General features: G+C 32.7%; 20 protein-coding genes and 1 pseudogene. 8 read left to right on the top strand and 13 right to left on the bottom strand.

What is annotated here, in order from left to right; translation table 11 throughout:
* Positions 1-52: 52 nt before the first annotated feature.
* The 5 genes from V1T75_RS04170 to V1T75_RS04150 all read right to left on the bottom strand — a co-directional run bounded on the left by V1T75_RS04170 (position 53) and on the right by V1T75_RS04150 (position 5,407).
* Positions 53-1,612 (bottom strand): prolyl oligopeptidase family serine peptidase, encoded by a 1,560-nt coding sequence (locus V1T75_RS04170; protein WP_330487305.1) that lies wholly within the window; start codon positions 1,610-1,612, stop codon positions 53-55.
* A 189-nt stretch (positions 1,613-1,801) separates the two neighbouring features.
* Positions 1,802-3,124 (bottom strand): Ig-like domain-containing protein, encoded by a 1,323-nt coding sequence (locus V1T75_RS04165; protein WP_330487304.1) that lies wholly within the window; start codon positions 3,122-3,124, stop codon positions 1,802-1,804.
* A gap of 168 nt (positions 3,125-3,292) precedes the next feature.
* Positions 3,293-3,736 carry a hypothetical protein gene (locus V1T75_RS04160; protein WP_330487303.1) on the bottom strand — a complete coding sequence of 148 codons (444 nt, stop codon included), beginning with the start codon at positions 3,734-3,736 and terminating at the stop codon, positions 3,293-3,295.
* A gap of 236 nt (positions 3,737-3,972) precedes the next feature.
* Complete coding sequence (locus tag V1T75_RS04155; RefSeq protein ID WP_330487302.1) at positions 3,973-4,377, bottom strand: hypothetical protein; 405 nt, start codon at positions 4,375-4,377, stop codon at positions 3,973-3,975.
* 25 nt (positions 4,378-4,402) lie between these two features.
* Complete coding sequence (locus V1T75_RS04150; RefSeq protein WP_330487301.1) at positions 4,403-5,407, bottom strand: hypothetical protein; 1,005 nt, start codon at positions 5,405-5,407, stop codon at positions 4,403-4,405.
* 167 nt (positions 5,408-5,574) lie between these two features.
* On the opposite strand from V1T75_RS04150, the pseudogene V1T75_RS04145 reads away from it, so the two are divergent.
* Positions 5,575-5,868 (top strand): annotated as a pseudogene (locus tag V1T75_RS04145) (DNA polymerase III subunit delta); the annotation flags it as partial.
* A 106-nt stretch (positions 5,869-5,974) separates the two neighbouring features.
* On the opposite strand, the gene V1T75_RS04140 reads toward V1T75_RS04145, so the two are convergent.
* Positions 5,975-9,133 (bottom strand): SIR2 family protein, encoded by a 3,159-nt coding sequence (locus V1T75_RS04140; protein ID WP_330487300.1) that lies wholly within the window; start codon positions 9,131-9,133, stop codon positions 5,975-5,977.
* 50 nt (positions 9,134-9,183) lie between these two features.
* Positions 9,184-9,996, bottom strand: coding sequence for a hypothetical protein (locus V1T75_RS04135; protein WP_330487299.1), 813 nt, complete (start codon positions 9,994-9,996; stop codon positions 9,184-9,186).
* A 749-nt stretch (positions 9,997-10,745) separates the two neighbouring features.
* Between V1T75_RS04135 and V1T75_RS04130 the strand changes: the two genes are divergently transcribed.
* Entirely contained in the window at positions 10,746-12,377 is a 1,632-nt protein-coding gene (locus V1T75_RS04130; protein WP_073181369.1) for an ABC-F family ATP-binding cassette domain-containing protein, read from the top strand.
* A 107-nt stretch (positions 12,378-12,484) separates the two neighbouring features.
* Here the strand turns inward: V1T75_RS04130 and V1T75_RS04125 are convergent, their stop codons facing one another.
* Together V1T75_RS04125 and V1T75_RS04120 are read right to left on the bottom strand one after the other, a co-directional pair.
* A complete protein-coding gene (locus V1T75_RS04125) occupies positions 12,485-13,354 on the bottom strand; it encodes a zinc-dependent peptidase (protein WP_330487298.1) in 870 nt (289 codons plus the stop codon).
* Positions 13,355-13,681: 327 nt separating this feature from the next.
* On the bottom strand, positions 13,682-14,059 hold the full coding sequence (locus V1T75_RS04120) for a DoxX family protein (protein WP_330487297.1): 378 nt from the start codon (positions 14,057-14,059) through the stop codon (positions 13,682-13,684).
* A gap of 405 nt (positions 14,060-14,464) precedes the next feature.
* Between V1T75_RS04120 and V1T75_RS04115 the strand changes: the two genes are divergently transcribed.
* Positions 14,465-14,752, top strand: coding sequence for a hypothetical protein (locus tag V1T75_RS04115; protein ID WP_330487296.1), 288 nt, complete (start codon positions 14,465-14,467; stop codon positions 14,750-14,752).
* 42 nt (positions 14,753-14,794) lie between these two features.
* Here the strand turns inward: V1T75_RS04115 and gcvP are convergent, their stop codons facing one another.
* Positions 14,795-17,650, bottom strand: a complete 2,856-nt coding sequence (gene gcvP / locus V1T75_RS04110; protein ID WP_330487295.1) for an aminomethyl-transferring glycine dehydrogenase — start codon at positions 17,648-17,650, stop codon at positions 14,795-14,797.
* Between the two features lie 131 nt (positions 17,651-17,781).
* Here gcvP and V1T75_RS04105 point away from each other — a divergent pair, with 131 nt between their 5' ends.
* Together V1T75_RS04105 and serA are read left to right on the top strand one after the other, a co-directional pair.
* Positions 17,782-18,591: a hypothetical protein gene (locus V1T75_RS04105; RefSeq protein ID WP_330487294.1), complete on the top strand. Its 810-nt coding sequence runs from the start codon at positions 17,782-17,784 to the stop codon at positions 18,589-18,591.
* 169 nt (positions 18,592-18,760) lie between these two features.
* A complete protein-coding gene (gene serA, locus V1T75_RS04100) occupies positions 18,761-20,653 on the top strand; it encodes a phosphoglycerate dehydrogenase (protein ID WP_330487293.1) in 1,893 nt (630 codons plus the stop codon).
* Positions 20,654-20,724: 71 nt separating this feature from the next.
* Here the strand turns inward: serA and V1T75_RS04095 are convergent, their stop codons facing one another.
* Genes V1T75_RS04095 through V1T75_RS04085 form a run of 3 tightly spaced genes read right to left on the bottom strand, consistent with a single transcriptional unit; the run spans position 20,725 to position 22,582 of the window.
* Positions 20,725-21,177 (bottom strand): DoxX family protein, encoded by a 453-nt coding sequence (locus tag V1T75_RS04095; RefSeq protein WP_330487292.1) that lies wholly within the window; start codon positions 21,175-21,177, stop codon positions 20,725-20,727.
* Positions 21,178-21,235: 58 nt separating this feature from the next.
* A complete protein-coding gene (locus V1T75_RS04090) occupies positions 21,236-21,802 on the bottom strand; it encodes a Crp/Fnr family transcriptional regulator (protein WP_330487291.1) in 567 nt (188 codons plus the stop codon).
* A gap of 3 nt (positions 21,803-21,805) precedes the next feature.
* On the bottom strand, positions 21,806-22,582 hold the full coding sequence (locus tag V1T75_RS04085; protein ID WP_330487290.1) for an IclR family transcriptional regulator: 777 nt from the start codon (positions 22,580-22,582) through the stop codon (positions 21,806-21,808).
* Positions 22,583-22,731: 149 nt separating this feature from the next.
* On the opposite strand from V1T75_RS04085, the gene kynU reads away from it, so the two are divergent.
* Genes kynU through V1T75_RS04070 form a run of 3 tightly spaced genes read left to right on the top strand, consistent with a single transcriptional unit; the run spans position 22,732 to position 26,581 of the window.
* Positions 22,732-23,991 (top strand): kynureninase, encoded by a 1,260-nt coding sequence (gene kynU, locus V1T75_RS04080; protein WP_330487289.1) that lies wholly within the window; start codon positions 22,732-22,734, stop codon positions 23,989-23,991.
* On the top strand, positions 23,992-25,191 hold the full coding sequence (locus tag V1T75_RS04075) for a S41 family peptidase (RefSeq protein ID WP_330487288.1): 1,200 nt from the start codon (positions 23,992-23,994) through the stop codon (positions 25,189-25,191).
* Positions 25,184-26,581 (top strand): FAD-dependent oxidoreductase, encoded by a 1,398-nt coding sequence (locus V1T75_RS04070; protein ID WP_330487287.1) that lies wholly within the window; start codon positions 25,184-25,186, stop codon positions 26,579-26,581. The genes V1T75_RS04075 and V1T75_RS04070 overlap by 8 nt, the downstream gene beginning before the upstream one ends.
* The last annotated feature ends 1 nt before the right edge of the window (position 26,582 follow it).

Genomic DNA, 26,582 nt, shown 5'->3' with positions numbered 1-26,582 from the left:
AAGCCAAAAGGCTTGATTTTACAACTGTTTCGCCTATTTTTTATATACATTGTTACCTGCTCGCTTTATTCATTTGTTTCAATCTGTCAATTGCGTTTTGGTTTTCAGGATTTAATTCCAAAGACTTTTTGTAATTGGAAATAGCATTTTTAAAATCCTTATTATAATAGTAAGCTTCTGCTAAACTATCATATAAATTCGCTGATTCTGGGTAAAGATGTAAAGCCAATAAAAAGACATTATATCCTTGCTCTTTCTTTGCGGGATTAAAAGACAACCACAATCCTAAAGTGTTTAACATTCCTTCTTGAAGCTCAAGATTTGGATGCTCGGCAATTGTTTTCTTATACAGTGGGATTAAATCTTGATAGTCTTGTTTAAGTGCTAAATCATTGAAATTTTGATAGTTAAAGTCTTTTTCAATAGCTTTTTTCGTTTTTTTAGAAATCAAACTATCGGAAAATTCGTTTGCAACAGGTTTGTTTTCGATGAAATCAATCGCCTTTTTCTCATTTTTTAATGTTGCATTTAAGAACTGCAAAGTATGCTGACAAAGCAAATTATAGGAAGCCATTATTTTATCATCACTTTTGTCTTGCCTTTTATCTCTGTTAGCGAATAAGACACCAAAGGAACTAAAATAAGAATGCGTTAGGTCGTGAAATCTATATCTGTAAATGTTGCTATACTCCAAAGAATCGTATAATTGAAATTTGTAGTTCAAATCTTCAGGTATTTTGTCTGAGGTTAGAATTTCTTTCGGAATCTCTTTTTGAGCAAAATGGATATATGGAATGGAAAACTTATCTAAATTAAAATAAGGTGACTTTTCCAAAACAGCATAATTGTATCTTTCTGTTCCATCCAAACTTACAATGGCACTTATTTCTTCGTGTTTCATAATCGTTATAGCATTCGCCAATCCACCAAAACTGAATCCCATTAATGCCACTTTTTCCGAATCGATATGATCGTAGTTGTGAATTTCTTTTAGAAGGAATTCTACATCTCTAGATTGTGTTTCCATATCTTTTGTAGTTCCGCCTTCTAACCACCGTGTATCTGTTCCTCTTGAAGGACTTGATATTATTACGAAACCGTTACTTGCTAAATATTCAAATAACGCAAAATTTTCAATTGACGAAGCTTGGTAACTTGGTGCATAAACTACAACTGGAAATTTTCCGTCCAAAAAAGTTGTATTTGAAAAAGCATCAACTTTTTCTGAAAGATGAGCTTTATTTTCTGGCGTGTTCCATAAATACGGAAACCAATCCAACAGAAAGTAATTTGGTAAATTTTTCCATTCTTCCTCTTCTTTTAAAATCTCTAAATAGTTTAAAACTGCTAATTGCTCAGAATTACTATCCTTTATTTTGGCAGGATACCAAATACTTATAGGGATTGGTCTTTTGATGAGTTGGTTGCTAAACTCATTATGAATTCTATAAGTTCTGGTACTATCGTTAACTGTATAATGTTTAAAGCCTACTTTATATTTTCCTGCTTTAAGTCCAATTTCTTTCAAGGATGTCTGTCCGTAAGATACTGTTGATAGTAATAACACTGTAATAAATATTATCAATCTCATTTCTTTTGAATTAGTGTCCATATTAAAGTTGTCCTATTTTAAGAATTGTTACAGTGCTTTTTTCAGCTTGCCGCTAACGGTAAGGTATAAGAATAGTAGCGGATATTATGCACTTACTTTTCGACTTGTTACTGTCTTTTGATTTATAAATTTCATTTCGTTTTAACGATTAAACCGCTATTATTTTTATACATTGTTATGTGTAGGCTTTTATTTATTTCCTGTTTTAAATTCAATCAAAAACGGTTTTAATGGAATCCAATCGTTTGTTCTAAAGTTATTTTCTAATTGAATTTGATAATGCTTATTAGGTTCTAATTCTACATTTATTGTCCAAGTTTTATTGTCTTCTGAAAAGACTCTGTTGTTTGGGCTTATTTTGGGTAAATAGTCTTTTCCTAATGGACCAACATCTAGCCCTGTGTTGATGCCATTTAAAGGTTCCGAAAATTCAACTGTGATTTGATTTATTCTAGAACTAACGTTATTACTGTTGTTCTTGAATTGCTTTATTCCAATTACACTTGGTCTTTTATCATCAAACTTTTGATAAAGTTCTTCGATTGATGACGAGAAAAATCCTGTTGATTGAACAAACTCTTCTATTTCGCTTTCATTTTCAAAGTCCAATTCAATTAGTTTTTTAATGGCTTCTTTTTTATTTTCTGATTTTTCATAATAGTTTTCTGCCATTTGATACCCTATATAATATGCCAAATCTCGTACTCCAAATTCATTGGACGAACCACTGTCCCATAACCATTTGAATCTATTATTTGGGTAGAACATTTCTTTTTCAAATTTTTCTCTCACTTTATCTGCGTTTTTCTTCCCATATTCAATAGCAGGTGCAGCAGAAGGAACACCCATTGCTTTTACAGAAACAAATTCTGCAACACCCTCATAAATTGCTAAAGAAAGTAAATTGTGAACCATTGGCTTTTGTTGTGTATGAACATACTCGTGAATGTTCAATAAGATTAGGTTTTCAATGGGATTGCTGTCAAAAAATGTCCGCCTATCTTCTCGCTCTTCTTCAGGAAATTCTGTTGAAATTGAGCTTTTATCGGTCAATGCTAATTCGCTACCAATAAGCACTAAACTATCTAATGTAGTTCCACCTGTTCTAAATGCTCCAATTGTAAAATAGATGTTTGCAGATTTGAGTTCAGGGTAGATTTCTCTGAATTTTTCAATTCCATCTTGTAATTCAGAACTAAATTGGTCTATTTTTAATGTGTTTTCTCGAATCGATTCCCAAAATTTTGGATAGCTATTTATTACTCGTATATAATCTTCTGGCGTATAATTCCTAACTTGTCTTATAGCGTTTAGTCCTTCTGTTCCTCTTTGCAGATAAAGACTGTCAAGATATTTGTATTGTAAAATAGAATCTTGGGTAGAAGTAATTTTGTCATAAGCCTCCCAAAAGTTAACTATGTCAGTTGTTACAATGTTTTTGTAGCTCTTTTTTTCTGTTAGACAACTCACTATAATCATTACAGTTGTCAGTAAACCTAAAAGTTTTTTCATATTTATTTCTGTGTTTTATTCAGCTTGCATATAACAGTCTCGGCTATGAGTAGTTGCATGGTTTAGCGGTTAACTTTGTATGTACACACCAAGCTGAAAACCTCCAAAGGTTTTTGTAAGTAAGCAAGAACAAACAATTACTTATAACCATTGTTATAGGCAGATATTTTATTTAAAATTCAGATATAAGAATAAAATTATTGAAGCAGATTGAAATGACTTCTTATTTACAGGTGATATAATCATTCCAGTTTTTTCAGTTCCTTTTAAAAGTTCTCCCTCATCTGTCCATTTTATATATGTTCCAGAACCATTATCCATTGTTCCATTTTTATCAATCTTTATAAGGTTTTGTCCATCTTTGTCTTGTAGAACATTATGTTCTGTAATTTTTGCGAATAATTTTCCTTCTTTGTCCTTTAATGTTCCATCTCTATTAATTTTTCCAATATCTTCACCATTGATTTTAATTATCCCGGTTTCACTTACAGCAATTCCAGTTTTTCCATTTTCGTCTTTAATTTCAAATTTCGAAAATTCAAGTCTATCAGTTTTCGTCCCACAAGAAGCTATAATTACTGATATAAATAAGAAATAAAATAATTTTTTCATTTTTGATTTTTTAAAAGTTTCCTTACTCTTTAGGATTTTCAGTTACTCCCCAGTTTAAATAGTATTCTGGTCTCTATTTGCCTACGGTTCGTATAACCGTCAGTTACGGATTAAAGTACGCAAATTTTTCGGTTTAGCACTGGCGTTAGCAATTCCGAGTGGATTTAGCCTGCCCTGAGCGAAGTCGAAGGGTAGTCGAATCCGCCGTAATTGCGGTTAAAAATTGTTGGTGTATGTTATTTATTAACTATAATGACATTAGGTCCATATGAGTGAATTGATATTTTTTTATTATGTGTAGTAAAAGTGATTTTTGCTAAATGATATTCTTCATTTTCTTCTGGTAGAATGCTAATAGTATCTAAAAAAACGTTTGTATTAATTATTAACTCTTTATCAATTGATTTCAGTACTTTTTGAAAACTAGGTCTTAAATTAGTGTTGGGGCTTTCAAAAAAAGCGATTGTTTTTTCTTCTTTTTCTGTTGCATCATGAATAAAAGACGCAATAATTCCTTTAAACCTTAATAAAGCCATTTCTGGATTGTCTTCTATATTTGAACCGATATATTTATAGTAATCTTTTATGGTGTTATCAGCAAATTCAGGAACGATGATAAATGAATCAAATTCTCTAGACATAATAGTATATAAAATAGATGAATAATTACAAACAGCTTAAGCTGATGTGAGACATGGTGTTTTTATCTAATATAACCCTGTTGGTTTTGGTTTCTCTTACCGTTACATTGTTAAATTTATCTAGATCACTTATAATTTGACGACATTCAGGATAGCATTTACTTCTAGCATTGTCATTAATTATAATGGCTAGTACACTAAAACTGTCAACTTGGGTAATCGATCTTCTTCGACCACGTATATTGTATTCATAATAATATCCTGGAATATTATTTTTTTTATCATAAATTATACGAACATCATGTCCGGCATGTTTAAAAACAAGGTTTGTTACATAAAAGGTTTGACGATACCATCCTGTATTTTTGCCATTTTTAACAGAATAGTTAAGATCAAAAGTGTGTTTTAATAAAGCTTCTTTAACCTGTTTTTCAAGGGAGTTTGTTGCTTTAGTTAGAATAACAGCGCAATCGTTGCTTAAGGTACTTGAGTTTGTATTCTTTAAACTTTTTTTACTCAAATTAGGTTTTAGTTTTAAAGAATGCATGATTTCATAAGCTGATTGAAACAAATCTTTGGATTTACAAGTGAAAGTAACCTCAAGTATTCTTTCGTCTAAATAGGTAAAAAACTTTAAAAAATAAACCTTATCAAGATTTCCTTTAATATAGCCTATTTTGTTACCATTGATTACTGATACACCATCATCATCAATATCAATAAACTTGTCTTTGTAAGTTTTAACATAAGCCGATTTATAAGAATCTATAGAGCGCTGTGTTTTCTTGTTCCATAAACCAATTGTCAAGTTATTTAAATCAGGGCTGTCTTTAAATTGTAAGTAAACCTCAAATGTACTGTTTTGCTCTAATTTTTTAGAGTTTAATTTAAAATTAGAAGGAATTTTGAGTTCAACCTTATCATTAATCAGAGATTTTGTTTCTAAATCTATACTTGTAGTAAATGATGTAAAAATTATCGCTAAAAAAACGGTGATGCTAATTCTAAAGTGCTTATTTGTATATGTCATTTGAATTAAATGTTAGGCAACGGTCTGTTTTAAATGTAGTTACGTTCTGTAATTGTTTTTTTTGTGAATTTATTCATAAAAAGGATTAAAGACAAGTAGAACGTTTCCAAATAGCATTTAGGACGTAGTTGTGTTGAATTTTTGCAAGAAAGGGAATTAAAACTTAAAATCTAAAAAACAATCCGTTGGTAATGACCATTTCCCAGCTAAATAGCTTCTTTACACAGTTATTACTATACCATGGATTAAAAGACAAATCGAAAGCCTCGGTTGCTAAAAACTTAGGAGTAAACCCTTATTTTGTGGACGACTACGTAAACGCAGCCCGTAATTACCCGATGCGAAAAGTATCGCAGATTATCGCTTTACTACGTGATGCTGATGTAAAAAGCAAAGGAGTAGGAGCCAACCAAACCCATGCCGATATTTTAAAAGAATTATTGTTTAAGATGTTGCATTAATAATTTTTGGATGAATAGTACTGGGTTTTAGAAGGCTAATTCTATAGTTTACTACTAGCCTTTGTTTTATTACTTTAACAATTATTATTTATACTGTAGATCTTTTTTAAATGAATAGTCTATAATCATATGTCCTACCTTCAAATCTAGACAACAGTTTACCAATTCGTGCAATTTTATTTGAAGAATCAATTGTTGATGGAAGTTTTGAATATAAATCCAATGAATTCCAGTTCATTTTTGTTAACCCTAAAATTTCTGTAGAAATCAAATCAATATTTGATTCTCCATAATGCTTTGTTATTTTAATTGGTGCAGGTATACTTCGACCACCCAAATAAAATTTATAATTTGTTTGACGAACTGAAGGTACAATTCCGTGAGTCCACAAAAGTGCAGTATGTTTATTTGTAACAATACAAGTACCTCTAGAAATAGGAAATTTGTCTACTTGTAACTCTTTATTATAAACATTCATTGCAACGAAACGAGCATCAGGTTCAAAATTAATTTCAACAAGGTCAATTTTTTTAATTCCAGCCTTATTCAGACTAGCCTTTATTCCATTTATTTCATCCTCTGTAAACCTTGTTCTTTTATGAATAACAACTCTTTCGGGTAATCTATTTAAAGACTCATAAAATAACTCTCTGATAGACACACCGAATTGGAAGGCATCTTTAAATGATAAATAAGGATTGTTTTGCTTGTCGAGAATGTAATTGTCAATCTTGGATAATTTATATTTCAATCCTTGACCATTGGAATCATAAATGTGACTACAGCCAATTACAATTTCTGTCTTTTCTTTGATTTTTGATATACTATACCCAATTCCAGCATAGGCAGTGCTTTTTTCTTGGTTATTTAAAATCCAAGGTGTTCTAAGTGATTTTACATAAAAGGATAACGATAACCACCAATAAATCTGACAAGTTAACTTGTCATCTAGTGTTTCTTCTCTTATAAGTTGTGTAGCTATTCCTTTTGAAGCGGAAAATGCTTTTATGTAATCGTGTAAGTCGAAACTTTCTTCTTTATTAACAAAGCTTTCGAAATTTTGCCACTCACTTGGGATAAATATTATTATTGTACTTTGACTTTGAGTATTTGCAATTTGTTCAATCTTGGATGTTATTAGTCTCGCAAGATTGATAGCGTTCTCGTGTGTTTCTAGCTCGTTTTTTCCTTTGAAGTCAATATTCAACCATTTATCATCACTCTCAAAGTATGGTATATTGATAGGTAAATTATAAATGGATGAAAATCCAGGATAATCAATTAAGTAATCAGGATTTATATTATCAGTAGAATGTTTGTTTTGTAGTTTGGATAGAAAATCATAAAATTTTCTTGAATATTTTTCTCCACAAATGACAGACAAATTGATTTCATTTGATAATACGATTCCATTTAAATTAACATCAAATGGGCGATTGTTGACTAAACCTCTCATTGGATGATAATCTTTGAAATCCATATCACTTGAAGTATTTCTAAATACAAGTTGTGGTTCTAAAAATTGAACTCCTTTAAATTGTGTCTGTCGTTTATCGTATTCTCTTGGACTATAACCTTTAAACTTAGGATCTAAAACATCTATTTCTCCGAAAGCTGTATTTGAAGATATTTGAAATTCGAAACTACTACCAGAACCCTTTGGGTATTCAAATTTAATTCTGAGTCTATTGAATAATATTTTGTTCCAGCTTTCTAATATTTCATCGTACTTGTGGTTATATAATTTTTCTAGGTTGTATTTGCTTATTGTTAATTTTTGGGTTTTTGATATTTCTTGGTCTGATGTTAAATGTAAAGTTGGTGTAAATGTGAGATATCCAAAATGTTTATTTTTGTCAAAATAAAAAGAAAGAAATAAGGCTTTATGAATTTTGATTTTTTGATATTCACTTTGGTTAGAAGTGAGCCAAATTTTGTTTTTATTATTTGTTACTATTCTTTCATCAATTGCAAAATGTTTCAAAATAGCTTGAAGCATTAATGATTTAAAAGCTGTTACATTTTCAACATCATATTTGCTAATAGGCTCTCTTTTTATATCGCTTTTTAAAACACCTTTGAAAGCATTTGAAATATCTGTCAAAGTGCCTATTGCAAATACCTTTCTTTTGAAAGGAACAGCACAAATATTATTGGTTTTACATATTTCTTTTAAAAAAAGCCAAGGTTTTGATTCTTTATAATCAATTTCGAACTGAAAAACTTCTTTAGGGAAAACGACAGGATGTAAATTACTCTTAATGTATTTGCTCGTTTTTGAGAAGTTTAAAGAAAAGTCCGTTTTTAAATATTCTTCATTCTTTGAACTTTCTAATGCATTTTGAATAGCTTTAGAACGTGAAGTATTATCTTCAAATGCTGATTTTGTTAAATGTATTATGGTTTTATCAAAACCGTCCGTTGCTATAAAATGAGCTTCTCTTCCTGAATTACTTATTGTTGTTAGTAAATCTTCTACTTCGTCAGATATATGATCTCCATAACCACACCAATATAACCTACCTGTTCCTTTGCGTGTAAACGCATTCTTTAAAGAGTCCATTAAAGATTTATCTCTTCCGCTATAACCAATAACTATCAGGTTTTTGTCAATGTGATAATTAGATAATGTTTCAACAAATATTTCATTTTGAGTATCTAGTTCATCTGTTGTGTTTTTTAATGAACTATATTTATAATCTCCGTGAAGAGCAATTGCAAGAAGTTCCTTGTTGCTTTGATTTCTATAGATTCTATCAGCATTATCTAGATTAATTTCAATAGGTGTAAGACCGTTTTGATGAGCTGAACGAACAATTAGTCCATCAAAATTAGTTGTCCAAACTGATTTTACTATGTTATGTTCAGCTAACAGACATAATAGCTTGTAACCAATGTAAGGCTGTTTGTTTTCTATTAGGCTTTGAAAGTATTTTCTTCTGTCGTCACTTATGGGATATGCTCTTTCAGCAAAAAAAGAGTACTCTTCAATTGAGTCTAATTCTGGATATTCTCCTTGGCTATCTAACCATTTTTGAATACTTTTCCGTACAGAATCATCCTTATAGTTTTTATAATAGTCAGAAGCATTTATATTTTTAGAAAGATATATGTCTTTTTTCCACTCCCAAATGCAATCGTAAGCAGATTGGATACCAGAAGTAATAGAAGCACCAGCACCTAACAAAATCGAATGAGGTACATCAATATTTCTCTTAAAAGACCTTAAAAAAGCATCATAGTCAAGTCTTAGTTTTTCTTTCATTCAGATTGTTTATTTTTGGTTTGGAGATAACGGTTTCATTTATTGATAGTTTAGTTTTCAGGAACTATACTGTAAAAGTCAAATTCGTTTAATATGTCAATTTCTAGCTTAGTCTTTGAATCATCATATTTGGTAAATATTAGTTTAATCTTTTTAGGAGAAAAATCTCTTTGAATAATTGAGTAATCTTCGTTACTTAATTCCTCTTTGTTGTGAATTTTTTCAGCTATCTCTGGTAATACATCTTTAATGTTAAATATATTTTCGGGAATTATAAAATTAAGGTATTTTACATATGACTTTTGTGCTTTTAACAAAGGAGTCATTTGAATATACTCCGAAGGATTAATGCTGGGATACTCGTTATTAATAAAGTAAAGTTTAGTTTCTAAATAATCTGAATCATATTTTACAAAAAGTTCTACTTTTTTAATGTTAGAATCTTTATTAGAGATCAAGTTTATTTTATATCTATAGCCAAAACCATGAATGGTTTCACGAGTTCCTCTAATGTCAAAAGTTAATATTTTACCAGGATATATGTTTGAACCTATTAATTTTCCATAATATTTTTGACACTTCCATTTTTCATAAAAATAAGGGGTTAAACCTAGGATCGCTCCCAAAAAACCAGTTAAAAGAATATGCCAAGGAAACTCATTATCTTTTTTCTTGGTTTTACTGTTTGTTTTTTTTTCTGAAATCGAATCATTTTTTGTTTCTTCTAATATTTTATTAAATGTTCTTTGATGATGGTTTGAGTCTTTAATATTAGAAATTACAATTTCTTTTTTCGGTATTGTTTGGGAATAAGAGCAAAAGAAACAAAATAAAAATATAAGTATACTAATAATCTTTTTCATTTTTCAATTTATGACAAACCTGTTATACATCAAACTTTAATTTTTTTATTTCAATATTAAAAAGTGATATAATGAAGTTTTAGTAATTTTTATATGCTATCAAATATATCAAAGTCAATAGTTTACCTAAAATAAAGTTATTAACGAATTACTGTTTTTTTGTTAATTAATAATCCAATTCCTGCGAACCTAAAAAAAGACAAGCACATATTCTTACGGAATCCCATAAGCCCAATTATTTAGGTAATAAAAGTAGTTTTAGCTATCATAAAAGCATGCATGGGTCGCTAATATCACGGCGTACTCCGTTGACACTACGGCACGAGTCGCTAATACTAAGGCAATAGATAAATGAATAACACTCGTAAAAAAGTTGACAGCGGTGCTAGCCGTATCCTTAAATCCCAACAGATTTTACAAAACGCTCTCGGAGAAAACATTAAAAGAGGTCGAGAAAAAGCTACCAACCAATACTTAAAAGTAGAATTTTGTTAGTTGTAGTGTGAGTAAGCAGGTGTATATAGTATTGGTTTTTACCTTTAAAGAACACTAGAAAGCGTCATCCCAATTGAAAAGAGGGAGCTCATTAAAGTGAGTAACTCTTATTGTTGAGATGTCTCATCATCCATACTTTATGCTATCGACATGAACCCTATTGATTTTTAGTTAATTTAAAAACTTAGGTTACACTAAATTTTTTTCAAAGGTATACACCATTTTTGCTAATTTCGCCGCTTAAAATATTTTGTATGATTACGGTAGATCAATTAACGGTTGAGTTTAGTGGTAACACCTTGTTTAGCGACGTTTCGTTTGTAATAAACGAGAACGATAAAATTGCCTTAATGGGTAAAAATGGCGCAGGAAAATCCACCATGATGAAAATTATAGCAGGAGTTTCTAAACCTACCAAAGGAGGCGTTCGTAGTCCGAAAGATACCGTAATTGCTTACTTACCACAGCACTTGTTAATGGAAGACAACTGCACGGTAAAAGAAGAAGCATCCAAAGCGTTTGCATCTATTTTTGCTATGAAAGCTGAAATGGACGACCTCAACAAACAATTAGAAACTCGTACCGATTACGAATCGGACGATTATATGAAAATCATCGAGCGCGTATCAGATTTAGGAGAGAAATACTACGCGTTAGAAGAAATAAACTACGAAGCAGAAGTAGAAAAAGCCTTAAAAGGCTTAGGGTTTAAGCAAGAAGATTTTGAAAGAGCCACCTCAGAGTTTAGTGGAGGTTGGCGTATGCGTATTGAGCTGGCGAAAATCTTACTGCAAAAGCCCGATTTAATTTTGTTAGATGAGCCTACCAACCACGTAGATATCGAATCGGTCATTTGGTTAGAAAACTTCTTATTAAACAAAGCCAAGGCAGTAGTAGTAATTTCGCACGATAAAGCCTTTATCGATAACATTACCAACCGAACCATTGAGGTAACGATGGGAACCATTCACGATTACAAAGCGAATTATTCACACTATTTAGAGTTGCGTAAAGAACGTCGTGCACATCAATTAAAAGCTTACCAAGAACAACAAAAATTTATTGCCGATACCAAAGCGTTTATCGAGCGTTTTAAAGGAACCTATTCAAAAACGAATCAAGTAGCTTCGCGTGAACGAATGTTAGAGAAATTAGTTCCTGTAGAAATAGATGAGGTAGATACTTCAGCCTTAAAACTACGTTTTCCACCATCACCACGTTCGGGAGACTATCCTGTAAAAGTGGAAGGATTAACGAAGCAATACGGAGACTTAACCGTGTTTAAAGACGCAAGTTTCTCGATAGCTCGTGGAGAAAAAGTATCGTTTGTAGGAAGAAACGGAGAAGGAAAATCGACCATGATTAAAGCCATTATGGGAGAAATTGATTTTGAGGGAGAATGCGGGTTGGGACACAACGCTAAAGTGGGATACTTTGCACAAAATCAAGCGTCGTTGTTAGATCCTGAATTAACAATTTTCCAAACCGTAGATGAGGTTGCCGAAGGAGACATCCGAACGCAAATCAAAAATATATTAGGACGTTTTATGTTCTCGGGAGATGATTTAGAAAAGAAAGTAAAAGTACTTTCTGGAGGAGAGAAAACCCGTTTGGCAATGGTAAAACTGTTGTTAGAACCTGTAAACGTGTTGATATTGGATGAGCCTACGAACCACTTAGATTTAAAATCAAAAGAAGTCATTAAAGAAGCTTTATTACACTTCGACGGAACGTTGATTTTAGTATCGCATGATCGTGATTTCTTACAAGGATTGTCTCAAAAAGTATTTGAGTTTAAAGACCAACGTGTTATAGAACACTTTGAAACGATTGATGCGTTTTTAGAGCGTAACAACATCAAAGCGTTAAAGGAAATAGATTTGTAGTCACCCCGACTGAAAGGAGGGAGCTCATTTATGTGAGTAACTCCCATTGTTGGGAGTTCTCGTCGCTCATAAAATCGCGCTCGTCGAATGACGAGCAGAGGAGATGGTTAATTAAGCCCACAACACTTCTTGTATTTCATACCGCTATCACAAGGACAAGGATCGTTTCTGGAAATATCCAAACGTTTTAAATGCAGGTTCATGTCGTCCATATCTTGTTTAAAGATTTGTTCTAATAAGCGGTAAAGCTCAGGATGCTTTCTAGCTAGTAACTTCGGACGCTCAAAAAAGTATTCGCTTGCTACCGAGAAAAACTCTGCCTTGTTAGTCCCGCCATACGGATTGATATCGGAAGCGTCGTTGTATATTTCTTCAATTTTTTTGTTGATTAAATCTACCCACGGAATGCTGTATTGCTTTTCTAATAATACATGTGGTATACCGTCAATATTTCCATCTAACTTGTCAATTAAATGCACAAACTCATGAATGGCAGTATTTTTTTTATCGGTTTCATTTTCAAAACCTAGGTGTAAAGCAGGTTTCGATAAAACCATTTTTCCTTCTAAATACCCGTTACCTACCATTCCTAAAATTCTTCGGTTGTCTCCTTCGGTTTCAAAATGCTCGTTGAACATAGCAGGGTATAAAATGATTTCTTTGATATTAGGATAACGCCATTCAGGAAAATTAAAAATAGGAATTACAGCACTGGAAGCTATCAGAAGTTTGTCTGTAATTGTAACCGTAACATCAACACCAATAACCTCGTGATTTAACAGGAATTCAAAAACTTTAAACTCAAACAATTCTTTTTCATCAGGAGTGAGTGCGTTGTAAAAAGCGACTTTTTTAGTCAAAATAACTTTCCACTTGTTTGGAAATGGAGTTGTAGGTTGTTTCCATTTAGGTGTTGAGGTGTTTTTTCTGAATACAAGAAAAATACCTACGAGTATAAGTATAGATAAATAAGTCATTTAAAATAGCGTTGCGACGACTAGTAATTTTTTTCAAATATATAAAAATAGGGTAGAGTATAAGCGTCATTGCGAACTTTTCAGCTGTTGTTTAAGACAGATTAAAATGAAGTAATCTGTATATCGTGTAAGGTGCAAAAGATAGTCGTGTCGTTCATTTCGACTTCGCTCAATGAGTTTTCTCGCTATGACATCTCGATTATCGTCATTCCGACGATAGGAGAAACCGTAAGGTTCAGCGGAGCTAAATCTCTTCAAGGTTAGTAATTCTTGTTCTTGGGATTTCTCTTCGCTCATAAAATTGCTCTGTCGAAATGACGAGGATTATTATTTTACCATAGGTTTATAGACATCACAGTTTTCATAAATTACCCAAAGGTTGATAGCAAATAAAACTAAGGCAATAGGAAGTCCAGATGGAGCTTGAAAAATGTTAGTTAACATAATGCCAATCATCACAGGAAAAATTACAACAGCTCCTAGGGCTCTGGTTTTTGGTATAATGAATAGAATACCTCCTAAAATTTCAGCAATACCTACTAGGGGCATTAACCAGCCAATTTCCATCATGGCAGTCATGGCACTCATCATTTTTTCGGGTAAATCTTCTGGTATTGGCATGTAGTTTAAGAATTTGTTTAATCCTGAGTTGATAAACATTAATCCGAATAGTAGGCTTAGTACAAATAGAATTTTTTGTTTCATAGTGGTTAGTTTGGGGTTAGTAGTTTGTTTTTTAGTTCTTTAAATATATGAAAATATAAAGTTGATAACAAAGTGAAGGTGAGTAACTTGCATTGTTGAGATTTCTCGTCACTCATAAAATCGTTCTGTAGAAGTGACATTTTATTTATCGTTATTGTGAGGGAAACGAAGTAATCTTCTTTAGTAATGATATTTAAGTTTTTGGTTTTAAGTATTTTGCAGTCATTTGTTTGTTTTGTTGGGTGTTTGTTAAAAAGCAAGCACTTGTTTTTTGTGAATGTTAAAATTCATGTTGTTTTGTTGAATTATTTGTAAATAAGAGTTGAAATATATACATTGACAGCAAGATTAATGTATTGTATTTATACATACCCCTTAATTAGTAACCTTAAATTCCCCAATAATATGACTACAAACTTAAATTTTCAGACTGTAGCAAAAGAACAAATCAAGTTCTTAAAATTTCCAAAAGAAGAGGTGTTAAACAAAAAGAAAGCAATGGTAAATCGTTTTTTAGATTTACAGCGAGCTCTGTCTTTAGGAAACTTAGAAAGAGAAAAGGTACAAATATTTTTTATGGATATGGATGGCTTAAAAAAAGTAGAAACTACTGTTTGGGGTATTACTGATACTTCAGTAATACTAAAACAAGCAACCATTATTCCGTTAGAAAGAATTGTAAAAGTAGCATAAAAAAAGCCCTCGAAATTTCGAGGGCTTTCTTGTTGTTTATAATTAAGCTTCCGCTTCCATATAATCTTCAATAGGATTACAAGAGCAAATTAAGTTACGGTCACCAAAAGCATCGTCTACACGGCGTACTGAAGGCCAAAACTTATTGTCTGCAATATAGTCTAAAGGAAATGCTGCTTGTTTACGTGAATATGGTAAGTCCCATTCATCAGCAGTTAACATTTCTTGTGTATGTGGTGCATTTTTAAGCGGGTTGTTAGGGGTTTCCTTACTCGCTTCAGCAATCTCTTTTCTAATAGAGATTAACGCATCACAAAAACGGTCTAATTCAGCTACCCCTTCCGATTCGGTAGGCTCTACCATAATTGTTCCCGCTACAGGGAAAGATACCGTAGGTGCGTGGAATCCGTAGTCCATTAAACGCTTCGCGATATCAGTAACTTCAATTCCGTTTTGTTTAAACTCACGACAATCTAAAATCATTTCGTGAGCTGCACGGTTCATTTCACCTGTATATAAAGTGCTGTAATGTCCGCTTAAACGCTCTTTAATATAATTTGCGTTTAAAATAGCATTCTTAGTAGAATTTGTTAATCCGTCAGCACCTAACATAGTAATGTATCCGTAAGAGATTAAACATACCAATGCAGAACCCCAAGGAGCTGCTGAAATAGCCGTAATGGCATTATCACCACCAGTAGCTACTACTGGATTAGTAGGTAAAAACGGAACTAATTGTGGAGCTACACAAATTGGTCCAACACCTGGTCCACCACCACCGTGAGGAATTGCAAATGTTTTGTGTAAGTTTAAGTGACAAACATCGGCACCAATGGTTGCAGGGTTTGTTAATCCTACCTGGGCGTTCATGTTGGCACCGTCCATATATACTTGTCCGCCATTATCGTGAATAATTTGCGTAACTTCTTTAATAGCCTTTTCATATACTCCGTGAGTAGATGGATACGTTACCATTAAAGCAGCCAAATTATCAGCGTGTTTTTCAGCTTTAGCACGTAAATCTTCTACATCGATGTTTCCTTTTTCGTCAGTTTTAGTAACAACCACTTTCATACCTGCCATAACCGCCGATGCAGGGTTCGTTCCGTGAGCTGATGCAGGAATTAAACAGATGTTTCTGTGGGTGTCTCCGTTTGCTTCGTGATAGGCTCTAATAGTCATTAATCCAGCAAATTCACCTTGTGCACCAGAGTTAGGTTGCAATGAAGTACCTGCAAAACCAGTAATCACATTTAATTGGTTTTCAAGGTTGCTTAACATGATTTGGTACCCTTCTGCTTGGTTTAATGGAGCAAATGGGTGAATGTTTCCCCATTGAGGATTACTCAATGGTAACATTTCAGAAGCAGCATTTAATTTCATGGTACAAGACCCTAAAGAAATCATTGAGTGATTTAATGCTAAATCTTTACGTTCTAATTTTTTGATATAACGCATCATATCAGTTTCAGATTGATACGTGTTGAATATGTCGTTATCTAAGAAAGAAGTTGCCCTTTTTACGTCTGCAGGAATTACATCTGCTGAAGTAAATTCAGTAACTAAAATATCTTTGATATTGAATGCTTGTTCGAAACAGTCAACAATTTCGTTGATTTCTTTTAAACCCACTGTTTCGTTTACAGAGATTGAAACATGCTCTGCATCGATGTAGTTAAAGTTGATTCCGTTTGCTTCCGCTACTGGACGTAACTTGTCTGCTTCAACTTCCACTAAAATTGTATCGAAATAAGCGCTGTTTTTTTGTTTGAAACCTAAATCGTTTAACGCTTTTGCTAAGGTTGTAGTGCTTGTGTGTACACGATCTGCAATGTATTGTAAACCATCTTTACCGTGGTATACAGCATACATACCTGCCATAACCGCTAACAATACTTGTGCAGTACAAATATTTGAAGTTGCTTTTTCACGTTTAATGTGTTGCTCACGTGTTTGTAATGCCATACGTAACGCACGACCACCGTCAACATCTTTGGTAACTCCAATAATACGACCAGGAATACTACGCTTGTATGCTTCTTTAGTAGCAAAATATCCAGCATGAGGGCCTCCGTATCCTAAAGGAATACCAAAACGTTGTGTAGTACCTACAACAACATCAGCACCAAATTCAGCAGGAGCTTTTAATTTTACTAATGATAAAATATCAGCAGCAACCGCTACTTTAATGTTATTTGCGTTACAGTTAGCAACGAAATCGGTATAATCATATATTTGTCCATGCTTACCAGGGTATTGTACGATAGCACCAAAGAACTCTTCTGAAAAATCAAAATCTTCGTGGTTGCCAACAACTAATTCAATTCCGATAGGAATAGCGCGTGTTTGTAATACCGATAAGGTTTGTGGTAAAATTTCTTCTGAAACAAAGAACTTGTTTACGTTGGCTTTCTTTTGTGCTCTTTCACGAACATCAAATAACAAAGCCATCGCTTCTGCAGCTGCAGTACTTTCATCTAATAATGAAGCGTTTGCTAACTCCATTCCTGTTAAATCACAAATCATAGTTTGGTAATTTAACAAGGCTTCTAAACGTCCCTGTGCTATCTCAGCTTGGTAAGGAGTATACGCAGTATACCATCCCGGGTTCTCTAAAATATTACGTTGGATAACACTAGGTATAATGGCTTCGTGATATCCTAAACCTATATAGCTTTTAAAAACGTTGTTTTTTGCCCCTAATTCGTTAATGTGATTAAGGTATTCGTACTCGCTCATAGCAGGAGCTAAATCAAGCTCTTGTTGTAAACGAATATCGTCGGGAATAGTTTCGTAAATCAATTGGTCTAAACTCTCAATGCCAATTGTTTGAAGCATTTGATCCTGATCTTTAACACGAGGACCTATATGTCTAAGTTGAAATGAATTTGTGTTCATTATTGTGTTGTTGTTTTTCGTGCCTCAAAAATAGTGAAATTGGTTGATTTGATACTACATATTTTTTTGTTAAAAACAATATTTTATTAACCAAAACAGCTGGTTATAAACAGAAAAGTTATTTTTGTTAGATGAACCTTTTTAAAAAAGTACTCGATTTTTATATAAACTCTAGTATTCATGTAGCCTTAGCAGTGTTTTCTTTGTTTAGAATTACGGAATTATATTTTGGTTTTTCGTATGATGAATCACTTGGTTTTTTTGTGTTTTTTGCGACAATTACTGGATACAATTTTGTTAAATATGCAGGAGTAGCCAAGCTTCATCACCGAAGCTTGACTAAAAACTTGCAAATCATTCAAGTATTTTCGTTAATCTGTTTTTTGCTAATGTGTTATTACGCATACTTATTGCCGCTAAGAACGTTCTTGTTTTTTATACCTCTAGGAGGGTTAACGTTTTTATATGCAGTCCCTTTTTTAAGTGGATTCCAAAAAAACTTACGAAGCATTGGGTATTTAAAGATAATCGTAGTGGCTTTAGTATGGGCAGTAACTACGGTTTTATTACCAGTATATGCTAGCGAAACTTTTTTTACAACTGAGGTGTATTTGTATGTAATACAGCGTTTTTTATTAGTAATAATCTTAATCCTCCCTTTTGAGATTAGAGATGTGCAATACGATGCTATTTCTTTGCAAACAATTCCTAAAAAAATAGGGGTAGAAAACACTAAAAAATTTGGGGTTGTTTTGTTGGGGGTGTGTTTGGTGTTGGAGTTTATGATTAGTCCGAATACTCATTTCCGAACTGTTTTTTTAGTATTGTTTACTGTATTACTATTTCTGTTGATGAGAGCAAAAACAAATCAGTCTAAATACTATAGCTCTTTTTGGGTTGAGGCAATTCCCATTTTTTGGTGGTTGTTTTTGTTGGTTTAAGATTGAAGCTTTTAGTAGGTATTGAAATCTAAAAAGTAATAGCTTATAAGCAGCGTGTTTTTTATAGTTAAAAACTGAAACTTAAGGGGTTTGTAATAGGTGTTTTTAAGAAAACCTTTGTACATTCGTTGGCTTAACAACACAACAACAAAAACACAAATTGAGTAACATGAATTTAGTAAAACGAAATTTCGTTTTCGATTTCGATAGCACACTTACTAGTGTGGAAGCATTAGATGTTTTAGCCGAAATCACCTTAAAAGAGAGTCCGAAAAAAGAGGAGATTATTCAAGAGGTAATCCATATCACGAATCAAGGAATTGATGGGACTATTTCTTTTACTGAGTCCTTAGAAAAACGCATTCAGTTATTAAGTGCTAAAAAGTCTGATTTACCTTTATTAATAGAAGAATTAAAACAAAAAGTATCTCCTTCTATTGAAAGAAATAAAGAATTTTTCGAAAACTTTTCGGAAGATATTTATGTGATTTCAGCAGGGTTTAAAGAATTTATAGATCCCATTGTTGCGGAGTATAACATTCCGTCGGAAAGAGTATATGCCAATACTTTTGAATTTGATAAAGACGGAGTAATTGTTGGGTTTGATACTGAAAACCCATTATCTAAGCACAATGGAAAGATAGATTGCTTACAATCCTTAAATTTAGAAGGCGAAGTACAAGTAATTGGAGATGGTTATAGTGATGCCGTTACCAAAGAAGCAGGTGTTGCTGATACTTTTTTTGCCTACACGGAAAATGTATCGAGAGATAAAACCATAGCAAATGCCGACCATATTATCCCAAATTTAGATGAATTTTTATACGTAAACAAATTGCCTAGAAACCTATCATACCCAAAGAACAGAATTAAGATATTATTATTAGAAAACGTACACCCTGATGCTTTTACAAAGTTAACAGGGGATGGTTTTTCTGTAGAAACTGTTTCAAGAAGTTTGTCGGAAGATGAATTGATTGAAAAACTTACAGACGTCCATGTCTTAGGAATTCGATCTAAAACACAAGTAACGCGTAAGGTAATTGAAGCTGCTGAAAAATTAATGGTGGTATCTGCTTTTTGTATTGGAACGAAGCAAATTGATTTGGAGGCGTGTAAAGAAAACGGAGTAGTAGTTTTTAATGCGCCATACAGTAATACGCGTTCGGTAGTTGAATTAGCCATTGGTGAAATTATTATGTTAATGCGTAGTGTGTTTCAAAGAAGTACAGAAATTCACAACGGTGAATGGAATAAAACAGCACAAGGTTCAAGAGAAGTCCGTGGTAAAAAGCTAGGAATTGTTGGATACGGAAACATTGGAAAGCAATTATCTGTGTTGGCAGAAGCTTTGGGAATGGACGTATATTATTATGATGTAGAAGATAAATTAGCTCTTGGAAATGCTACAAAACTAGATACTTTAAAAGAGTTATTGAATATTTCAGATGTAGTAACTTTGCATGTAGATGATAATTCGGCAAATAAAAACTACATAGGTAAGGAAGAGTTAGCTGAAATGAAAGATGGGGCTCATTTGGTAAATCTTTCTCGTGGATTTGTAGTAGATATCGAAGCATTGGTAGATGCGTTGAAAACTGGCAAGCTTGCAGGGGCTGCTGTAGATGTATATCCTGAAGAGCCAAGAAAAAATGGGGAGTTTTATACTGAGTTAAAAGGTTTAGATAATGTAATTTTAACTCCGCATGTTGGAGGAAGTACAGAAGAAGCGCAAAGAGATATCGCTGATTTTGTTCCGAATAAAATTATGGCATATATCAATTCTGGAAATACGGTAGATGCGGTTAATTTCCCAAATATTCGCTTACCTAAGCATAAAAATGCACATCGTTTTTTACACATTCATAAGAATGTCCCTGGAGTAATGGCGAAAATCAACAAGGTATTAGCTAAATATGAATTGAATATTACTGGGCAGTACTTGTCTACTGACGAAAAAGTAGGATATGTAATTACTGATGTTGATAAAGAGTATAATCAAGAAGTGATTACTAAACTTAAAAAAGTAGAAGGAACTATTAAGTTTAGAGTGCTGTATTAAAAAAAAGTATTCTGAGTAATTTATAAAATTCAAGGTCTACAGTAAAATGTAGACCTTGTTTTTGTTAGTAATTACTTCTTTAAAGTAAAAAAGTAAACCCAAGCTATAAAAAAGAATTGTAAAGGAATTCTAAACCACAAATAAAAAAGTCCTTTTCCGTTATAAGCACCTGTTTGATAATTCAAGTTTTCTAAACTAGCTTTTATGTTTGCAGGGAGTATCAATAGTAAGAAAAAAATAAGAACCCAAGCAGCTGTTTTTTGGTAGTTTGGTAATAGTAAACCCATAGCTAATACAACTTCTAAAACTCCTGTTAGCAATACCAAAGTAGGTTTTAAAGGAATACAATTCGGAATCATTTTGCTCATACCTTCAGTAAAAAGAAAATGTCCTAAAGCGGTAAATAGTAGCATGGCACACATGGCTATTCTGGCAGAAAGCAGGTAATTGATGTTTTTTAAAATAAGTTTTTGTATTCCTATGGAAATTATAAAAGTTACGAGTAAAATAAATAATGGTTTCATTGCCTAAAAAGTTTATTCAAAATTGAAGAAACTTTTAGATGGAATCAATGAACTTAGGTTAATAAATTCGCTTTCTAATTCTACTTAGTGCTTGGGGAGTTACTCCGATATAAGACGCTATATATTTTAAGGGGATATGTCGAATTAATTCGGGTCTTTCTTGAAAAAGGTTGAGATATCTTTCTTCAGGTGTATTGTTTAATAAGGAAAGCTCTCTTTTCGATTTTAGTAAAAATAAATTCTCCGCGTTTTTCCTTCCTATTTCATTGCCAATGGAGGTGTTTTGATAAATGTCTTCTAAATCATTAAAAGATAATCTCCACAGAATAGCAGGAGTTAGAGTTTCAATGCTATATTCAGAAGGAGTTTGTGTTAAAAAAGAATCATAAGCACTGATAAAACTGTTTTTAAAAACAAACCCAAAAGTTACATCATTTTCAATTTTAGGAATAAATAATCTTAAAATTCCTGTTTCAACAAAAGAAAGATAGTTTTCAGTGGTTCCTTTAACTAATAAGGTTTCCTTTTTCTGAAGTGTCACTTTTTGGAGTTTAGAGCAAAAATAGTTTGAATCCTTTTCAGAGGTGTCAGCAAAAGATTGTAAAAGTGTTTTTATTTGTTCCATATTTTATAAACTATCAAAGTCACTTAAATTTTGTTCTATAATATTGGCGCCTTTTTGTAGAATTTGAATATAACTTGTTACGTTCTCCATTTTAAATCTACTTAAAGGTCCAGAAGCACTGATTCCTGCAATCACTTTTCCTTTGTTATTATAAATTGGTATAGCAATACATACCAAGCCTAATTCTGATTCTTCTATGTCTAAGGCAAATTTTTGTTGTTGAATTAGTAGTAATTCTTCTTTAAATTTTGAAGTAGAGGTGATGGTGTTTTTGGTAAAAGGTCTTAGAGTAACCGAATCTAGAAAGTCTTCTTGTGTTTCTGGTGAAGCAAAAGCTAGTAATAATTTTCCAATAGCACTTCCATTAATGGGAGCATAAGAGCCTATAGAAGTACTTATTTTAAGTCCTTGTAAACTATCAGCTTTATTAATGTGTAGCACTTGCTGCTCTTTTAAAATGCCCAATAAAACCGTTTCTTGAATTTCTAAGGCAACCTTTTGTATAGGTGTATTGGTTAAGTGTCTAAGGGATTTGTATATAGAAACACGATTGCCCAACTCAAATAACTTGCTCCCTAGCTGGTATTTTTCATTCTCGTTTTGCAGTACAACATTCAACGAAACTAAAGTACTTAGTAATCGGTATACGGTGCTTTTGTTATAGCCTGTTTTAGCAGCCAATTCTCTAACGCCCCATTCTTTTTTGTCATTGGTAAAAGCATCTAAAACAGCAAACGCTTTGATGATAGACTGGTTTAAGTTTTTAGAATCTGTATTCATTTTCTTAAAAAAAATATTGACTAATATAATAAAAATGGGTAAGTTTATAAAACGCCGTTTTAATATGTGAAACACTTTAAGTTTTATTTTGAGATTAAAATAAAGTATCTTTAGTGTTTTTGAAATGGTTTTTAGAAATATAAATAAGTATGTATAAACCAACACTTGATTACGCACAACAGTTAGATAAAGAAGATAAAATAGCGCACTTAAGAGCGCAATTTCATATTCCAAAAGACAAGGATGGAAACGACTGGTTGTATTTTACAGGAAATTCTCTTGGATTACAGCCCAAACAAACGCAACAATACATTCAACAAGAATTAGACGATTGGGCAAAATATGGAGTAGAAGGACATTTTGAAGCTCGAAACCCATGGATGCCATATCACGAATTTTTGACAAATTCGATGGCAAATATAGTAGGAGCAAAACCACTAGAAGTTGTGGTGATGAATACCTTAACAACCAACTTACATTTGTTAATGGTGTCGTTTTATCAACCGACTAAAACAAAGTATAAAATTGTTATAGAAAGCGATGCTTTTCCTTCGGATAGATACGCGGTACAATCACAATTAAAATTTCATGGATTTGATACAGAAGAAGGATTGATAGAATGGAAACCTCGTGAAGGAGAAGAGTTGTTGCGTATTGAAGATTTAGAGAAAATAGTAGATGATCAAGGTGATGAAATCGCTTTGTTGTTGATTGGAGGAGTGAATTATTATACAGGGCAGTATTTAGATATCAAACGTATTGCAGAAATAGGACACGCAAAAAACTGTATGGTAGGGATTGACTTAGCACACGGTGCGGGAAACATTTCGCCAGAATTGCATGATAGCGGAGTAGATTTTGCAGCTTGGTGTACCTATAAATATTTGAATTCGGGTCCGGGAAGTTTAGCAGGGTTATTTGTACATGAAAAGCATGCACATAATAAAGAATTACCACGTTTTGCAGGCTGGTGGAATCATAACAAAGAAACTCGTTTCAACATGCGTAAACCCTTTGATGTGATGCCAGGAGCAGAAGGTTGGCAGTTGTCAAATCCGCCTATTTTATCAATGGCAGCCATTAGAGCTTCGTTAGATATGTTTGAAGAGGTAGGAATGGCAGCATTAAAAGCTAAATCGGAAAAATTAACAGGCTATTTTGAATATCTAATCAATCAGATTGATACCGATAGAATTAAAATAATTACGCCATCTAATCCGAAAGAAAGAGGGTGTCAATTATCTATCCAAGTGCAGCATGCAGATAAAAGTTTACACAAAAAACTAACCGAAAACAATATCATAACCGACTGGAGAGAACCAGATGTAATTCGCTGTGCTCCGGTGCCAATGTATAACAGTTTTAAAGATGTATACAGAATGGTTGAAATTTTAAAAACATTATTATAAATGAAAAAAGTACTTATTGTTTTCTTAGTTCTATGTAGCTTTAGTAGTATAGCTCAAACCAAGTATCAAAAAGATTTTGATTATCTGTGGAGTATGTTTGATAGCTTCTATGCTTACTTTGATCAAAAACAAACAAATTGGAATGAGGTAAAAAAGATTTATCAAAAAGAGGTAAAAAATGTTTCGGATGATTCTCAGTTTATTAGATTGATAGAGAATATAACGTACGAACTATACGACCCTCATACTGGTATTAATCGAAATTTAAAATCTTCATTCCGACTAATTCCAACATCAACCGATGCATGGATAAAGATAAAAGATGGGAAGTATTATATAGCTGATATTAGATCGGGTTTTGAAATTGAAGAAACAGGATTGAAAGTTGGAGATGAATTACTTGGTATTAACAACCGTAAAATTGATGATTTAGTAGAAGAGGTACTGCCAAAATCTTTTAAAAACCCAAAAGACGATGTAAAAGAGTTTTTTGCCAATTTGTGGTTTGCTGGAAAGCATAATGAAGAAAGGGTGGTTTTAGTGCTAGAAAATGGAAAAGAAAAACAATATAAACTAAACAAACCTACAGCTTCAAAAAAAGAAAACGGAACTTTAAGTTCAAGAATTATAAAAGGAAATATAGGATATATAAAGCTAAATAATTCTTTAGGAAACAATGAGGTAATTAAAGCTTTTCCTAACAAGGTAGATGAGTTTAGAGATACCAAAGCGATAATTGTAGATTTAAGAGATACACCAAGTGGAGGTAATACTGAAGTAGCTAAAAGTATTATGGGAAAGTTTATATCGGAAACAATTCCATATCAAAAACATGAAAAAGTAAGTTTAGAAAGAGAATTTGGTATAAAAAGAAGTTGGATTGAGTTGTTAACACCTTTAAAAAACCCGTATAAAAAACCAGTTATTGTATTGGTAGGAAAATGGACAGGAAGTGTAGGAGAAGCAATAGCACAAGGTTTTGATAACATAGAGTCTGCAACAGTTGTGGGAACTGAGATGGCAAAATTGTTAGGAGCTATTGAATGTGATAGGTTACCAAATACGAAGATTAATATATGTTTTCCTGTTGAAAAACTGTTTCATACAAACGGTACGCCAAGAGAGAAATTTATTCCTGAAGTTCATACGAAAACAAGTGAAGAAACATATAAAAAAGCGATTCAAATACTAAATGAGTAAAAAAGACAACATAGTAATTATAGGTGCTGGTTTATGCGGAAGTTTATTAGCACTTCGTTTAGCACAAAGAGGTTATAAGGTAACAATGTATGAAAGTCGTCCAGACCTACGAGTTACCGATATTTCGGCAGGACGCTCTATTAACTTAGCATTATCTGATCGCGGATTTAAAGCGTTGCGTTTATGTGGTGTGGAAGAAAAAGCACGTGAAATTTGTATTCCCATGTATGGGCGCTTAATGCACGATAGAGAAGGGAATACGTTTGCTTCTAATTACTCAGGTAGAGAAGGAGAGTACATCAATTCTATTTCAAGAGGAGACTTAAATGGAATTTTACTAACCGAAGCGGAAAAACACGAAAATGTAACCATACATTTTAATACAGAATGTACTTCGGTAGCTATTGAAAATACAGTAGCACATTTTAAAAATTACCATACAAAGGAAGAGTTTTCTGTAGATGGAGATGTGATTTTTGGAACGGACGGAGCAGGATCTGCATTGAGAAAAAGCTACTATTTAGAAAGAAAATTCTTGTTTAGTTATTCACAAAACTTCCTTACGCACGGATACAAAGAGTTGGAAATTCCTGCTGATAAATTAGGAAATCATCAAATAAGTAAAGATCATTTGCATATTTGGCCTCGAGGAGAGTATATGTTAATTGCGTTACCAAACTTAGATGGAAGTTTTACCGTAACCTTGTTTTTAAGTTATGATGAAGGAGAATACAATTTTAATAACTTAACTACTGAAGAAAAGATAACTGAGTTTTTTGAAAAAGAATTTTCAGATGCCTTAGCGTTGATACCGAGTATTAAAGATGAGTTTATTAACAATCCGACTGGAGCTTTAGGGACTGTAAAATGCTCGCCTTGGCATTATCAAAATAAAACTTTGTTACTAGGAGATGCGGCACATGCGATTGTTCCGTTTTACGGACAAGGAATGAATGCGTCGTTTGAAGATGTAACGGTATTTGATAGGGTTTTAGATGCACATGAAGGAGATTGGCAAGCGACTTTTAAAGCGTATGAAAAAGCACGTAAAGAAGATACCGATGCGATTGCTGATTTAGCCATTGACAATTTTTATGAAATGCGAGATCATGTAGCAAATCCATTATTTAAGCAAAAGAGAAAGTTAGAAATGGATTTAGAAAAGACGTTCCCAACAGAATATTTTTCAAAGTACTCTATGGTAACTTTTAATGAAGAGATTCCGTATGCAGAAGCGATGAAAAAAGGACGTGCGCAAGATAAAGCCTTGTTAAATATGGTAGCTCATCACGATTTAGATGCAATCACTGATTTGAATGAGGTGTTAAAAAAGGTGCAAGAAGAAACCAATGAGATTTTAGAAGAAGATAAAATTGCTGGATTTAGATAGT

This window comes from Tenacibaculum sp. FZY0031 (genome assembly GCF_036350695.1).
Lineage (GTDB): Bacteria > Bacteroidota > Bacteroidia > Flavobacteriales > Flavobacteriaceae > Polaribacter.
This window is presented reverse-complemented; position numbering and strand designations above follow the sequence as displayed.